We start from the raw sequence: 13,175 nt of genomic DNA, 5'->3' as shown, positions 1-13,175 counted from the left end.
ACTATCGGAAAGGGCTTAAGGTCCTCTTAACAATTAAAATTCTAAGAAACGGTCTCAGTGCTGGAGCGCAGTTCCGGCCTTGGCGCGGCGCAGGATGACGGCCAGGCGGTCAAAGCTGTTCTGGATCCCGTCGGGGTCCGGCTTGGCGAAGAATCCATCCAGCTCGTCATGGGCGCGCACCGCCTGATCCAGCAGGGGATCGGTGCCCGGCGTGTACAGCCCGGCCTTGATCATAACCTCGGACTGTTCATAGCTGCCCACCAGGCTGCGGGTCTCGGCGATCATCCGGTTCTCCTCGTCCGTTGCGGCGTTCGGCAGTGACCGCGACACCGAGCGGCTGAGATCTATGGCCGGGAAACGTCCACGTTCCGCGATTTCGCGGCTCAGGACGATGTGGCCGTCGAGAACCCCGCGCAGGATGTCGGCCACCGGCTCTTCCATGTCTGACCCGGCCACCAGCACGCTGAAAACGGCGGTGATGTCCCCCTGTTGCGCGGTGCCGGGGCCGGCCCGTTCGCACAGGCCAGCGATCAGGGGTGTGGTCGAGGGCGGGAAACCGCGCAACGATGGCGCCTCGCCCATGGCGGCGGCGATCTCGCGGTGGGCTTCGGCAAAACGGGTGACGGAATCCGCCAGAAACAGAACGTTCAACCCCTGATCGCGCAGATATTCGGCAACGGTCATGGCCGACCAGGCGCAGCGGCGCCGGGCCAGGGCCGACTGGTCCGATGTCGCGGCCACGACGACCGATCTCTTCAGCCCGTCCGCCCCAAGGGCCTCCTCGACGAACGCGTTGACCTCGCGACCCCGCTCGCCGACCAGGGCCACGACCACCGCGTCGGCCTGCATCGATCTGGCCATGGTGGCAAGCAAAGTCGATTTGCCGACACCGGATCCCGCGAACAAGCCGATGCGCTGCCCGCGTACGATGGGCAGAACCGTGTTCAGAACGGCCAGCCCGGTTGCCATGCGTTCACCCAGCGGCTTGCGATCGACCGCCGGCGGGGGCGCGGCCATGATGTCGCGTGGGGTCGTGCCCGGCAACAGCGGTTTGCCGTCCAGCGGCTGCCCGAACGGGTCCACGACCCGGCCCAGCCAGTGCATACCGGGGGCAAAGACCGGGGTCGGCTCGAGAAACACGCGATCGCCCAGGCGGACGCCATCGGGCGCGCCGGCGGGGAGCATGTGAACGACGCCGCTTTCGACCCGCAGCACTTCACCCGCCAGATCCGGACCGGGTTGCCGCTGCAAGGTGAGGTGGTCACCGATTCGGGCCGCGTTCTCCAGACCCTCGATTTCGATCACTCCGCGGGTGACACCGTTGACGAGACCCATGCGCCGCGCCGGTGAAAGCCGGTCGAACAGGGGCTTCAGGATCGACGGATCGAGGTCTGACATGGTGTTGGCTCCAACTGGTTTCTGAAAACGGTTTCTAAAGGAATCGGGGTTAAGCCTTGATTGAAATTGATCGAGGGAGAAGCCCCGATGTTCTCGGACCTGAACGTCTTTAAAGTTGCGTACGCCATGGCAACCCATGCCGGTCAGCGGCAGGCCGTGGTCTCGCGCAACATGGCCAACGCGGATACGCCCGGCTATCGGGCCCGCGATATCGAGCCGTTTTCCAAAGCATTCGAAAACACGTCATCCACGCCGGCGATGGTCGCCACACGGCCTGGCCACCTGAACGGCGTGGGTATGGATGGCAGGCTGTGGGCCGAACAGGTCCGCGCGGGGGCCGTCGACCCCAACGGCAACGGCGTCTCGCTTGAGGAGGAGATGCTGAAGGCCGTCGAGGTCAAGCGCCAGCATGACCGGGCTCTGGCCATCTACAAATCGTCGATCGGCATCCTGCGCACCAGCCTGGGCAAAGCATGAGGAGCGGGAGATGAGTGACTTTTCGGATTCCCTCAAAGTGACGGCCAGCGCATTGCGGGCCCAGTCGGCGCGGCTGCGGCATGTGTCCGAGAACATCTCGAACGCGGACACGCCGGGCTATCGCCGCAAGACCGTCTCGTTCGAGGCGGTGAACGACGAAGGTGTCGATCTGGTCCGAACCGGGCGCGTCCAGCTGGACCAGAAAGCGCTGTCGCAGATCTATGACCCCAGCCATCCGCTGGCGGATGCAAGCGGCCACTATCAGGGGTCGAACGTGGATCTGATGATCGAGATCGCTGACGCGCGCGAAGCGCAGCGCAGTTACGAGGCCAACCTGAAGATGTTCGATCAGGCGCGACAGATGTCATCCAGCCTGATGGAATTGCTGAGAAAATAAGGGACGACCAGAATGGATATCCGAACGATCAACGCCGCACAGAACTATGCTCACGCCCGTCCGGCCACACAGGCCGACCCGGAGCGGTTCGGCGCCGCGCAAGGGTTGCGGACCACCTTCCAGGATTTTGCCGCGACGCTGAAACACAGCGAAAGCGTGGCGAAGGACGCGATGGTCGGCCATGCGGATCCACATGCGCTGGTGCAGGCTTTGGCCCAGACCGAACTTGCCGTGGAAACGGCGGTCGTCGTGCGCAACAAGGTGGTCGAGGCCTACCAGGAAATCCTTCGGATGCCGGTCTGAGCCATGCTGAGCGAAGGTTTGTTCTATGACATCGTGCGCCAGGCCTTGTGGATCGCGGTGATCACCTCGGTTCCGATCCTGACGGTGGCGCTGGTCACCGGCCTGGCGGTTGGCCTGTTCCAGGCGCTGACCTCGATCCAGGAAATGACACTGACCTTCGTTCCGAAACTGGTGGCCATCGTGATCGTCTTCTGGATCTCGATGGGGTTCATGACCCAGACGCTGGTCACCTTCTTCACCTCGACACTGGTTCCGCTGATTACAGGAGGCCGCTGATGGATACCGCCTATGTTACTTTGTCCCGGCAGTCGGGGCTGATGAGCGAAATGCGCATCGTGGCGAACAACGTCGCCAACGCCAATACCACCGGCTTTCGCCAGCAAGGGCTGGTGTTCTCCGAGTTCGTTCGGGATATGTCGGGCGGCCCGTCGCTGTCCATGAGTCGCGCGCAGGTGCGCAACACTTCGTTCCAGCAGGGGATTCTGACGGAAACTGGCGGTCAGTTCGACTTTGCCATCAAGGGTGACGGTTTCTTCCTGATCGAAACCCCGTCCGGCAACCGTCTGACCCGCGCGGGCAGCTTTGCGCCCGACGCCAACGGAGATCTGGTCACCCCCGACGGGTATCGAGTTCTGGACAGCAACGGGGCGCCTGTCTTCATTCCGCCCGACGCAGCGACGATCGATGTCGGGGGCGATGGAACGCTCAGCGTCGATGGGCAGCTGTTGGGCCAGATCGGGGTCTACCGCCCCACGGACGGGACGCGGCTGGTGCGCGAAGCCAGTACACTGTTTCGGCCTGAAGGCGAAGTCGAGCCGGTGGAGGAACCAGTGGTGCTGAACCGGTTTCTCGAAGGGTCGAATGTCAATGCAATCGATCAGGTCACCAAGCTCATCGAGATTCAGCGTGCCTACGAACTGGGCCAGAGTTTTCTCGAGGCCGAGGACGACCGAGTCCGCGGCGCACTTAAAACCTTGATGCGCTGATCTCAAGCAGCAGGAGAATGTGAAATGCGAGCTCTCAAGATTGCCGCGACCGGAATGTCGGCCCAGCAGATGCGGGTTGAGACGATCTCGAACAACCTGGCGAACATGAACACCACCGGCTACAACGCACGGCGCGCCGAGTTCGCGGATCTGCACTATCAACAGATGGCGCGGGCCGGAACGGTCAACGCCTCGGACGGAACTGTTTTGCCGACGGGAATCCAACTGGGTTTGGGGGTTCGTCCGGCGGCGGTCACCGTGCAACTGGCCCAGGGTGCGCTCTCGGCGACGGGCAGCGATCTGGACATCGCCATCGAGGGGCGTGGATATCTGGAAGTGACGCTGCCCAACGGGCAATCGGCCTACACCCGCGATGGCAGCCTCAAGCGTTCGGCCGAAGGGTTGATCGTCACATCGGACGGGTTCGCCGTCGCACCGGAAATCACCATTCCGGACGATGCCCGGTCAATCTCGATCAACGCCGCCGGCGAGGTCTATGCCTATTTCGACGACACCGCCGAAGGGCAGTTATTGGGCGAGTTCACGCTGGCGAGTTTTTCGAATGCCAAAGGGCTCGAAGCGATCGGCAGCAACCTGTTCAAGGAAACCGAAGCTTCGGGTGCGCCGATCGTGGGAACACCGGGCGAAGATGGTCTGGGTACGCTTCGGCAGGGCTATCTGGAAGACAGTTCGGTGGATGCGGTGCGCGAAGTGACCGAACTGATCGAAGCACAGCGTGGATACGAAATGAACGCCAAGGTGATCTCGGCCGTCGATCAGATGATGGGCGCGACGACGCAGGTGCGCTGATGAAGGTGGTGCTTCTTTCCCTGTGTTTGCTCAGCCCGCTTTCCGCGTTCGCCGATATCGTCGTGCCGACCCGAACGATCCGGCCCAAGGAAATCATCGCGGAAACGGATCTGCAGACCAAGCCGGGCGATGTGGCCGGTGCAGCCCGGTCCTTGGAACAGTTGGTCGGGAAAGAGGCAAGAACAGCGCTCTATCCGGGTCGTCCGATTCACCCATCTGACGTTGGCACGCCGGCAATCGTGGACCGAAATGACCTGGTGACGCTGAAGTTTTCCCGGAACGGCCTGACCATTGCCGCGGAGGGCCGAGCTTTGGGTCGGGGGGCCGCCGGCGAGCGGATCAGGGTCATGAACCTGTCATCCCGCACGACGGTGTCGGGCGAAATCCAGCCGGATGGCCAAATCGAGGTGAACTGATCATGAAAGTCTCAACACTGCTTCTTGCCATCCTGGCATTGGCCGCCTGCGGGCGTCTGGACCATCTGGGCAAGCCGCCAAGCCTGTCGCCCAACACGGAATCGCCTGAACATGTCGCCATGCTGTGGCCCGGCCTGCCTCTGCACACGCAACCGCAGCGCGCGGTCGATCGTGCGTCGCTATGGAGCGGTGGTCAGCAATCATTGCTGGGTGACCAACGTGCGATGAAAAAGGGCGATATCCTCACGGTTGTGATCGAATTGGACGAAAAAGCGGAAATTTCGAATGACACCAGCCGCTCGCGCAGCGGGTCGGACGAGCTGAAGATACCGGGCCTGTTCGGCCTGCCGCAGCGGGCGGCCGGTCACTTGCCCGAGGGCGCATCCCTGGATGAGGCCGTTTCCATCGACTCGGCATCCTCAAGCAAGGGGAAGGGATCGGTCAAGCGAAAGGAAAAGCTGACGCTGCGCGTGGCTGCAACCGTCGTGGATGTGCTGCCCAACGGCGTTCTGTCGATCTCCGGGTCACAGGAGTTGCGGGTGAACTTCGAACTGCGGGAACTTCTGGTTTCGGGCTATGTGCGACCGCAGGATATCTCGCGCCAGAACGAGATCACCTACGACAAGATCGCCTCGGCCCGCGTATCCTACGGTGGCCGCGGCCAGATCACCGATGTCCAGCAGCCCAGGTACGGGCAGCAGGTTCTGGACGCCCTGTTGCCGTTTTGAAAGTGACGCGAGATGAAAAAACTGGTGCCCATCGTGTTTTTGGTTGTGGGGCTGGGCGCGGGCGCCGCAGCCGGCCTTTTCCTTGCGCCGAACAAGTCGGCTGAAGCCCAGGGAAATGGAGAGAGCGCAAAGAAGGCCCCCCCCCAAGCCGAAGAGGAAATACCACAGACCCAAACTGCGCTGGCGGGTTCCCGTGATGACAATGCGCACGGGAAGAAAGGCGAGGAAGCGAGCTATGAGTACCTCAAGCTGACGAAGCAGTTCGTTGTGCCGTTGGTGGAGGATGACAGGATTTCCGCCCTGGTCACTGTGTCGCTCAGCCTCGAAGCCCAGCCCGGCAACGAAGACACGTTCTACAGGCTCGAACCGAAGTTACGTGACGCGTTCCTTCAGGTGTTGTTCGACCATGCGAACATGGGGGGGTTTGACGGGGCGTTCACCCATTCGGACAACATGGAAACCTTGCGCCGATCTCTTTTGGAGGCCGCCAGGAAAGACCTTGGGGATGAAGTCAACCGCGTGTTGATCGTCAGCATGAGCCGTCAGGATACCTGACGGCTCCTCTCCAGTCGTGGCGGTGTCGCCTCAATCGGTTTTTCGCAGGTGCGCGCGCCGCAGCGCGGTCGCTTGCTGTTCCACGAGATTTTCCAATGCTTGTTTCCGCCCGAAGGCCTGGCGCAACCCGTCCATCATCGCAAGCTTCTGCGACCGGATCCGAGCCAGCTCGGCGTTCAGTTGCCTGCGTGTTGATGCCTCCCAGCCGTACCAAATGACGTCGGCGCCGGCCATTCTGTAGCCCGTCGCGTCGGCGGCCGTCGAACGGACCTGTGCCAGCTGTGCGTCCAGTTGCGAGATCCGGTTTCGAACACGGGCCTCCTGTTCGAGGATCGGGCGCAGCTTTTGATGTTCCTTTTCAAAGGCGGCAGCGGTCACCGCAACAAGGTCCGAGAGCTTGTCTGCCTTCATCGGATACCTTTCCTGGCGCGTTTGCGCATGGCTTCGGCAAAGCGGATGGCCGCGGCGACGGGGCGATAGTAATTTTCAGGGATTTCCTGACCGATTTCGACCGTCGCATGCAGCGCGCGCGCCGTCGGCGGGTCGGAATGGATGGGAACGCCGGCCTCGATCGCGGTTTTTCGGATCGTCGCCGCAACTTCATCGACCCCCTTGGCCACGCAGGCGGGCGCCGTTCCGGGCGCGCGCGACCATTTCAGTGCAACGGCATAATGCGTAGGGTTGACGATGACCACGTCGGCCTTTGGTACGTTCGCCATCATTTGCGTGGTCGCGATTTCCTGCGCGCGCTGTCTGCGATGCTGCTTCAGGTGGGGGTCGACTTCGGACTCTTTGGTTTCGTCCTGCAATTCCTTTCGCGACATCCGGTTCTTTCGCATGTGTTCGCCGTATTGCCAAAGATAATCGATGGCGCCGATCGCGAGCGTCACGGCAACCACGATGAAGAGAAAGCGCAGCAGCAGGTTCATCAGCAAAATGATCGACGCCTTGGGCGGCGCCGCTGCGGCCGACAGGATCTGGGACAGGTTTGCGTGCAGAAATAATGCCAGGCAGACGCTGTAGATGACCAGTTTTGCAAAGCTTTTGGCAAACTCGAACAAACCTCCGCGGCCGAACTTGTTTTTTGCGTTTGACGGGATGGAAACGCGTGACAGTTTCGGCTTCGGTTTGCTGGGGGCAAAGACCAGCGCCCTTTGCGCCAGAAGACTCAGAAGTACCACGATGGCGGGCACGGCCAGCAGCGCACCGGCTGAGCTTGCAACGACCGCCATCAATCCTCCCACCGGCCCGCTGGACGATCTGGTGACCAGCAGCGGGCCGAGGGCGAAAGACTGGTCGATCAAAACGACGAAGGCCGAGCCCAAGTGCTCTGCAGAGTAGTGGCCGACAACGATCAGTGCGATCGTCAGCCCGGCATAGGCCGCCACGGCGGACAGGTCATTGGACTTGACCACCTCGCCTTTTTCGCGTGCCTTCCGAAGCTTCTGCGGTGTGGCTTCGAACGACTTGTCGCTGTCGTCGTCCTGGCTGCTCATGGGCTGGCTCCGACCGGGTCGTTGAGAAACGCGAGCATGGCGTCGCTCCAGGTGGACAGGATGATGGGCGTTCCGGCAAACAGAAGAAACAGGCCGGCGAAGGTAATCGCGGGCGCTCCCACGAAGGCAACCATCAACTGGGGCATGGCCCGGTTGATGACACCCAGGGCCAGGTTGTAGATCAGCGAGGCGATGACGAATGGGGCTGCCAGCCCGAAGGCCAGGGAAAAGCTGCGGGAAATTTGGGCCACGCCCCATTGCGACAGATCTGATGCTGCGGGTGCGCGGCCGATCGGAAACAGCGCGTAGCTGTAGATCAGGAATTGCGCCGCGCGGATGTGGAGGCCCATCACCGTCGCCAATGCCAGCCCGGCCAGTGTCATCAGATACCCCATGGCGGGCACCGGCTCGGCCGCAGCACCCCCCAGGATCTGGGACAGCGAGGTTGCCTGGGCCGCGATCGAACCGGCGGTTTGCAACGCCAGCACGAACAACCGCAGACCAAAACCTAGAAACAGCCCGATCAGGGTCTCCGTCAGGATTGCCTTCACCAGCGGCAGCAGGCCTGCAGAAACTTCCGGCCCCGGTACCGCCGGAGCGATCAGCAGGGTGAAGGCGATGGCTGCGCCCAGTTTGACTCGGGGGGGAATGCTGCGCTCGCCGAAGGCGGGCAGCAGAGACACAAAGGCCGAAACGCGCAGAAACACGACGAAAGCCAGCCAAAGCCCGGCTCCCAGCTGGTCGAGCAGCGCCGGAGGCAGGGCGATCATGCCGGCACCGTCCCGACCAATGCTGGCCGCGCCTCGAGCCCGATTTCCTCGAACGACAGAACCGGGTTCGACACGCCGCGCGCCTGCAGGATTGTACGCAACAATCTGCGGCGGCGGGTGGATGTGACCAGGGCCGGATACAACCCCTGATCCGCAGTTCTGGCCAAGGCCTGCACGGCTCCGTCCGCAAGTTTGTTGAACAGGTTGGGCGGCAGCGCCACATCCAATCCGGCGCCAGGCGCGTCGATCTGGTAGGTCGCGAAGGTCTCTTCCCATTCCGGTGCCAGTTGGATCAGCGGTATCGAGCCGTCTGTGCGCTTTAGTTCGGCCACCAGTTGGAAGCCCAGCCGCTGGCGCACAATTTCGCAGATGGCTTCGGGCTGGGTCGTGGTCATCCGCGCCTCGGCCACGCTTTCGAGTATCAGCGCCATGTTGCGGATCGAGACCCGCTCGTCCAGCAGCAGCCGCAGCACCGCATGCAGCGTGTCGATCGGAACCTTGTCGGGGATCAGTTCGTCCAGCAGTTTGCGGTTGGCCTCAGCCCGTGCGGGATCACTCAGGCGGGTCATCTCGGACAGCAGGCGGCGCAAGGATTTGAGCGTCAGCAGGCGCGAGAAATTCTGTTTGATGATCTCTAAAAGGTGTGTGGCCAGGATCTCGGGTGGGGTCACGATGGTGGCACCGCTCAGGGCGGCGGCCTCTTGGTCCTTGGGCAGGATCCACCGGGCCGGGGCACCATAGACCGGTTCGGTCACATCATTGCCGTCGGGCAGAAGATCAGCGCCTTCCTGCACAAGCGCCAGGATCAGGTCGGGGTGCAGCACGCCGCGGGCCTGTTCGACCCCCTGCACCTTGATCACATAGGTGCCCATCGGCAGATCGGCACGGTCGGTCAGGCGGATCTCGGGCAGGATCAAGCCGAAGCTCGAGGCGACATAGGTCCGCATGTTGGCGATCCGCGCATCCAGACCGGTTCCGGGGTTCAGAACCATGCTGACGAGATCGGGCGCGAACTCCAAATGCACATCGTCCAGGTCCAGAACATCGCCGATCGCCTGCGCGGACGGCGCCTGGGTTTCGGGTGCCGGCGATTGCGCGGCCAGGGCCTCGGCCTTCTGTTTCTTGTGAACGTGATAGGCGGCATAACCCAGGACCGCCCCGCCCAGAATGAAGGGCAGGAAGGGCAGGCCCGGCACCAGCGCGAACAGCGCCATCAGCACCGCAACCGTGCCCAGCGCCGCCGGATGCCGGCCCAGTTGCGAGAACAACGCGTTGTCGGTCGCGCCCTGCGTGCCGCCGCGCGCCAGCAACAGGGCCGATGCGATCGAGATGATCACGGCTGGAATCTGCGACACCAACCCGTCGCCCACGGTCAGGATGGCATAGGTTTCGAACGCCGATGCAACCGGCATGCCATGCACGATCACCCCCATGATCAGCCCCATCAGGAGGTTCAGAAGAGTGATCAGCAGCCCGGCGACCGCATCGCCCTTGACGAATTTCGACGCCCCGTCCAGCGAGCCGAAAAACGTGGTTTCCTGCTGTTCAAGCTCGCGCCGTTCCTTGGCTTGCTGGTGGTCGATCGCACCGGCCGACATGTCGGCGTCGATGGCCAGTTGCTTGCCCGGCATCCCGTCCAGCGCAAACCTTGCGCCGACCTCGGCCATGCGCGCGGCGCCCTTGGTGATGACCATGAAATTCACGATCAGCAGCACACCGAACACGACGAGACCCAGGAAGATGCTGCCACTCATCACGAATTGGGCAAAGCCTTCGATCACGTCGCCGGCGGCGTTGGGGCCGGTGTGGCCCTGCCCGATGATCAGCTTGGTCGAGGACACGTTCAGCGACAGCCGCAGCATCAGCGAGGCCAGCAGGATCGTCGGGAAGGACGAAAAATCCAGCGGGCGCTCGATGAACAGGGTCAGGGTGAAGATCAAAATCGCCAGTGCGAACGAGGCCGCCAGCCCGATGTCGAGCACCCAGGACGGCATTGGCAGAATCATCATCACGATCACGGTCATCAGCGCCAGCGCCAGAAGAACCGTGGGTGAAAACAAGGTCCTTGGGTCAAGTTTCGGCACGCGTCACTCCTGATCGAACGTTATGAAGGCCACTGCGGTCCCGGATACCGGAACAAGTGATCCCAGGGCGGGGCGGTCGACCTTGGCGGGGGAGGGGCCGAGCGGGATCAACGGCAGCGCGGAGCGGTGGAACGGGTCGACCGCCTGACGGGCGGCCGGTTCGGGCGTGTCGGACAGCGCGGCCAGAACCGTCTGGAACCGGGTGACATATCTGCGAGCATATTCTGGGGTGCGTGAGTGATAGGCGCCGACAGCGGCCGACCAGTCGCCATGTTCAGCATAAAGCTGTTTGAGAAACTGCGCCGCATAGGTAGAATTCTGATCGGGGTCGAACATCGCGTCGATTGACCGGAACGCCTTGCCGTGCCAGCGATAATTGATCTGGAAACAGCCCACATCAAAGCTGCGGGCGCCCGATTTGAACACCTCGAACACATAGGCCTTAGCCTCGGCCTCGGACCCGAACCAGTATCCCTTGCCTTCCAGGTTCACGGTCCAGGGCCAGGGGTGCAGGCTGCCATCGACGCGGCGCCCGGTTTCCACCCGTGTGATGGCCTGCATGACATCCAGCGGGACACCCTCGGCCCGGGCGGCACGCCGGGCCGCTTGGTCGCAGATGTCGGCGGTGCGCATGTCCGGTATGGCCAAGGCCACCGTGGCGACCATGGCCTGCACCCACAGCGAGAGGAAAACGATCTTGAGTTCTGGCATTCTGCCGGTCCGGGATTCTTCTGACCGGGCCAAGCTAGCCAGCTTTCGGTTTACAGAGGGTTAGCGCCGATCAGCTCCGGTCGATCCTGCGACCGAACACGACGCTGGTATTGGTGCGCAGCACGCCGGGGATCTTGGCCAGCTCGTCCACCAAGATGTCGAGATCCTCGATCCGGGGGGCTTCGGCCGACAGAAGCAGGTCGAATTCGCCGTTGATCGACAGGCACAGCTTGACCTCGGGATAGGCTTCCAGCCGCTTGATGATGCGCGATGTCTCTTTCTGCTGCACCTCGAGCAGCACCACGACCTGCACCCTGGGCGTGTCGTCGGTCCGGCCCAGCAGGACCGAGTAGCCCGCGATCACGCCTGTTTCCTCCATGCGACGGATACGTTCGTGCACGGTGGTCCGGGCCACGCCCAGACGCGCCGCGATCTGCGTGGTCGAGGCGCGCGCGTTGTGCTGTAGGGCGGCGATGATGCGGCGGTCAAGCTGGTCCATGGGGCTTTCGGCTGTCGGTCGAGTGGTTCGGGTCTACGGCAATAGGGCGGTCGCCCTCAAGGTTTGTGCGGATATCGGGGGTGCAGGTCGTCGATGATAATTGGGTGCGCATGCGGATCGGGCCCGGACAGATGCGGGTGATCGGCCGGCAGGTCCGGGTGGTCATGCGCGATGGACCGCGGCTGGAATGCGGGCCAGGTCCAGGCGGCCAGCATCAGGCCGCCCAAGGCCATAACGGTCAGCGCGGCCATCGCCACTGTCGCCCCATGTTGCGTCATCAGCCAGCCCGACAGCGGATACAGAACCAGCCAGCAGGCATGTGACAGGGTGAACTGGGCGGCGAACACGGCCGCGCGGTCCTCGGGATGGGCGGATCGGGTCAGCAACCGCCCGGATGGGGTCAGCGTGCAGGAATAGCCGAAACCCACAAGCGCCCAAAGCGTGGTCAGCATCGCCAGCGACATCGGCACCACCGCGGACAGCAGCGCAGCGGTAGCCATGGTCGCGGTCGCCAGCGTTGCGCCGGCCAGCATCACGCGGCGATCCGGCAGACGCTCCAGCAGCGCCGGGAGCAAGAAAGCCGCCAGCATCGACCCGCCGCCAAACCCGGCCAGGGCGATCGCCACGGCGCTGTCCTGCAGGCTCAGGTCGCTGCGCACGATCACCACGGTATTGACCAGAACCATCGCGCTGAGGGCGGCGACGGTCCAGCTCAGCGCCAAAAGGCCACGCAGGCGCGGTGTCCGCAGATAGATGCGAATACCGCGTGTTGTTCGGTCAAAGACCCCACGTGGCTGACGGGGCGTGGGCGAGGGCAGGACCACCGAGACCAACAGCAAGGCCGAGGCCGCAAAGCCCAGCGCCGTTCCCCAGAACAGGCTGTCGAAGCTGACGACCAGCAGCAGCAGCGCTGCCAGCATCGGGCTGACAAGGTTCTCCAGATCATAGGCCAGTCGCGACAGCGACAGGGCCTTGGTGTAATCCTGCTCGTCGGTCAGAACATCGGGTATCGTGGCCTGGAACGCGGGCGTGAACCCGGCCGAGGCCGATTGCAGCACGAAGATCAACACATAGACCTGCCAGACCTCGGTCACGAGAGGCAGGCACAGCGCGACCGCGGCCCGCACCATGTCCAGCGTCACCAGCATGCGGCGGCGGTCCAGCCTTTCGGCAAAAGCCGCGGCGATGGGTGCAATCGTGACATAGGCGATCATCTTGATGGTCAGGGCCGTGCCCAGCACCATCGCGGCGGACTTGCCGGCCAGATCATAGGCCAGCAACCCCAGCGCCACGGTCGCCAGCCCGGTGCCCAGCAGCGCCACCACCTGCGCGGCCAGAAGGTGACGGTACGTCCGGTTCCGCAGAATGTTCAGCACCGCGCAAACCCTGAAACGGCCCGGCGCGCGTCGTGGGGGCCACCGTCGCTCGGGCGGGCGGTAGTTTGTTCAGACGAGGCACAGGACGGTTGAGTCATGACCCGACCCTATGCGCCGGACGTAGATGCCTCAACCGCAATGACACCCGAGTACCGCCATGGGGCGGATG

At 63.1% G+C, this 13,175-nt stretch carries 17 protein-coding genes; 9 read left to right on the top strand and 8 right to left on the bottom strand.

Going from position 1 to position 13,175, the window contains the following annotated elements:
- Window positions 1-54 precede the first annotated feature (54 nt).
- The gene (locus tag AC2FM3_RS08150) at window positions 55-1,398 is read right to left on the bottom strand and encodes a FliI/YscN family ATPase (protein ID WP_496680503.1); all 1,344 of its coding nucleotides are present in this window, start codon (window positions 1,396-1,398) and stop codon (window positions 55-57) included.
- 87 nt (window positions 1,399-1,485) lie between these two features.
- Here AC2FM3_RS08150 and AC2FM3_RS08145 point away from each other — a divergent pair, with 87 nt between their 5' ends.
- Genes AC2FM3_RS08145 through AC2FM3_RS08105 form a run of 9 tightly spaced genes read left to right on the top strand, consistent with a single transcriptional unit; the run spans window position 1,486 to window position 6,070 of the window.
- Window positions 1,486-1,875 (top strand): FlgB family protein, encoded by a 390-nt coding sequence (locus AC2FM3_RS08145; RefSeq protein WP_496680501.1) that lies wholly within the window; start codon window positions 1,486-1,488, stop codon window positions 1,873-1,875.
- Window positions 1,876-1,885: 10 nt separating this feature from the next.
- Window positions 1,886-2,272, top strand: a complete 387-nt coding sequence (gene flgC / locus AC2FM3_RS08140) for a flagellar basal body rod protein FlgC (protein WP_496680499.1) — start codon at window positions 1,886-1,888, stop codon at window positions 2,270-2,272.
- A gap of 12 nt (window positions 2,273-2,284) precedes the next feature.
- A complete protein-coding gene (fliE, locus tag AC2FM3_RS08135; protein WP_496680498.1) occupies window positions 2,285-2,575 on the top strand; it encodes a flagellar hook-basal body complex protein FliE in 291 nt (96 codons plus the stop codon).
- A 3-nt stretch (window positions 2,576-2,578) separates the two neighbouring features.
- Complete coding sequence (locus tag AC2FM3_RS08130) at window positions 2,579-2,851, top strand: flagellar biosynthetic protein FliQ (RefSeq protein ID WP_496680497.1); 273 nt, start codon at window positions 2,579-2,581, stop codon at window positions 2,849-2,851.
- On the top strand, window positions 2,851-3,561 hold the full coding sequence (locus AC2FM3_RS08125) for a flagellar hook-basal body complex protein (RefSeq protein ID WP_496680496.1): 711 nt from the start codon (window positions 2,851-2,853) through the stop codon (window positions 3,559-3,561). The genes AC2FM3_RS08130 and AC2FM3_RS08125 overlap by 1 nt, the downstream gene beginning before the upstream one ends.
- A 24-nt stretch (window positions 3,562-3,585) precedes the next feature.
- Window positions 3,586-4,371, top strand: coding sequence for a flagellar basal-body rod protein FlgG (flgG, locus tag AC2FM3_RS08120; protein WP_496680495.1), 786 nt, complete (start codon window positions 3,586-3,588; stop codon window positions 4,369-4,371).
- Window positions 4,371-4,787, top strand: a complete 417-nt coding sequence (gene flgA / locus AC2FM3_RS08115) for a flagellar basal body P-ring formation chaperone FlgA (protein WP_496680494.1) — start codon at window positions 4,371-4,373, stop codon at window positions 4,785-4,787. The genes flgG and flgA overlap by 1 nt, the downstream gene beginning before the upstream one ends.
- A 2-nt stretch (window positions 4,788-4,789) precedes the next feature.
- The gene (gene flgH, locus AC2FM3_RS08110; protein WP_496680493.1) at window positions 4,790-5,515 is read left to right on the top strand and encodes a flagellar basal body L-ring protein FlgH; all 726 of its coding nucleotides are present in this window, start codon (window positions 4,790-4,792) and stop codon (window positions 5,513-5,515) included.
- Window positions 5,516-5,527: 12 nt separating this feature from the next.
- A complete protein-coding gene (locus tag AC2FM3_RS08105) occupies window positions 5,528-6,070 on the top strand; it encodes a flagellar basal body-associated FliL family protein (protein ID WP_496680492.1) in 543 nt (180 codons plus the stop codon).
- Window positions 6,071-6,100: 30 nt separating this feature from the next.
- Here the strand turns inward: AC2FM3_RS08105 and AC2FM3_RS08100 are convergent, their stop codons facing one another.
- From AC2FM3_RS08100 to AC2FM3_RS08070, 7 genes are all read right to left on the bottom strand, one after another.
- Window positions 6,101-6,448: a hypothetical protein gene (locus AC2FM3_RS08100; RefSeq protein WP_496680491.1), complete on the bottom strand. Its 348-nt coding sequence runs from the start codon at window positions 6,446-6,448 to the stop codon at window positions 6,101-6,103.
- A gap of 29 nt (window positions 6,449-6,477) precedes the next feature.
- On the bottom strand, window positions 6,478-7,566 hold the full coding sequence (gene flhB, locus AC2FM3_RS08095; protein WP_496680489.1) for a flagellar type III secretion system protein FlhB: 1,089 nt from the start codon (window positions 7,564-7,566) through the stop codon (window positions 6,478-6,480).
- Window positions 7,563-8,336, bottom strand: a complete 774-nt coding sequence (locus tag AC2FM3_RS08090) for a flagellar biosynthetic protein FliR (protein ID WP_496680488.1) — start codon at window positions 8,334-8,336, stop codon at window positions 7,563-7,565. Before AC2FM3_RS08090 ends, flhB begins: the two co-directional genes overlap by 4 nt.
- A complete protein-coding gene (gene flhA, locus AC2FM3_RS08085; protein WP_496680582.1) occupies window positions 8,333-10,360 on the bottom strand; it encodes a flagellar biosynthesis protein FlhA in 2,028 nt (675 codons plus the stop codon). The genes AC2FM3_RS08090 and flhA overlap by 4 nt, the downstream gene beginning before the upstream one ends.
- A gap of 63 nt (window positions 10,361-10,423) precedes the next feature.
- Entirely contained in the window at window positions 10,424-11,131 is a 708-nt protein-coding gene (locus tag AC2FM3_RS08080; RefSeq protein ID WP_496680487.1) for a lytic transglycosylase domain-containing protein, read from the bottom strand.
- 70 nt (window positions 11,132-11,201) lie between these two features.
- Window positions 11,202-11,630, bottom strand: coding sequence for an Lrp/AsnC family transcriptional regulator (locus AC2FM3_RS08075; RefSeq protein WP_496680486.1), 429 nt, complete (start codon window positions 11,628-11,630; stop codon window positions 11,202-11,204).
- Between the two features lie 56 nt (window positions 11,631-11,686).
- Window positions 11,687-13,006 carry an MFS transporter gene (locus AC2FM3_RS08070; protein ID WP_496680485.1) on the bottom strand — a complete coding sequence of 440 codons (1,320 nt, stop codon included), beginning with the start codon at window positions 13,004-13,006 and terminating at the stop codon, window positions 11,687-11,689.
- Window positions 13,007-13,175: the final 169 nt, after the last annotated feature.

Source organism: Ruegeria sp. BHSB172, assembly GCF_059613165.1.
This window is presented reverse-complemented; position numbering and strand designations above follow the sequence as displayed.

Coding starts and splice junctions, on each gene's coding strand:
- AC2FM3_RS08150 (WP_496680503.1), bottom strand. CDS start 1,398: ATGTCAGACCTCGATCCGTCGATCCTGAAGCCCCTGTTCGACCGGCTT.
- AC2FM3_RS08145 (WP_496680501.1), top strand. CDS start 1,486: ATGTTCTCGGACCTGAACGTCTTTAAAGTTGCGTACGCCATGGCAACC.
- flgC (WP_496680499.1), top strand. CDS start 1,886: ATGAGTGACTTTTCGGATTCCCTCAAAGTGACGGCCAGCGCATTGCGG.
- fliE (WP_496680498.1), top strand. CDS start 2,285: ATGGATATCCGAACGATCAACGCCGCACAGAACTATGCTCACGCCCGT.
- AC2FM3_RS08130 (WP_496680497.1), top strand. CDS start 2,579: ATGCTGAGCGAAGGTTTGTTCTATGACATCGTGCGCCAGGCCTTGTGG.
- AC2FM3_RS08125 (WP_496680496.1), top strand. CDS start 2,851: ATGGATACCGCCTATGTTACTTTGTCCCGGCAGTCGGGGCTGATGAGC.
- flgG (WP_496680495.1), top strand. CDS start 3,586: ATGCGAGCTCTCAAGATTGCCGCGACCGGAATGTCGGCCCAGCAGATG.
- flgA (WP_496680494.1), top strand. CDS start 4,371: ATGAAGGTGGTGCTTCTTTCCCTGTGTTTGCTCAGCCCGCTTTCCGCG.
- flgH (WP_496680493.1), top strand. CDS start 4,790: ATGAAAGTCTCAACACTGCTTCTTGCCATCCTGGCATTGGCCGCCTGC.
- AC2FM3_RS08105 (WP_496680492.1), top strand. CDS start 5,528: ATGAAAAAACTGGTGCCCATCGTGTTTTTGGTTGTGGGGCTGGGCGCG.
- flhB (WP_496680489.1), bottom strand. CDS start 7,566: ATGAGCAGCCAGGACGACGACAGCGACAAGTCGTTCGAAGCCACACCG.
- AC2FM3_RS08090 (WP_496680488.1), bottom strand. CDS start 8,336: ATGATCGCCCTGCCTCCGGCGCTGCTCGACCAGCTGGGAGCCGGGCTT.
- flhA (WP_496680582.1), bottom strand. CDS start 10,360: ATGACCGTGATCGTGATGATGATTCTGCCAATGCCGTCCTGGGTGCTC.
- AC2FM3_RS08080 (WP_496680487.1), bottom strand. CDS start 11,131: ATGCCAGAACTCAAGATCGTTTTCCTCTCGCTGTGGGTGCAGGCCATG.
- AC2FM3_RS08075 (WP_496680486.1), bottom strand. CDS start 11,630: ATGGACCAGCTTGACCGCCGCATCATCGCCGCCCTACAGCACAACGCG.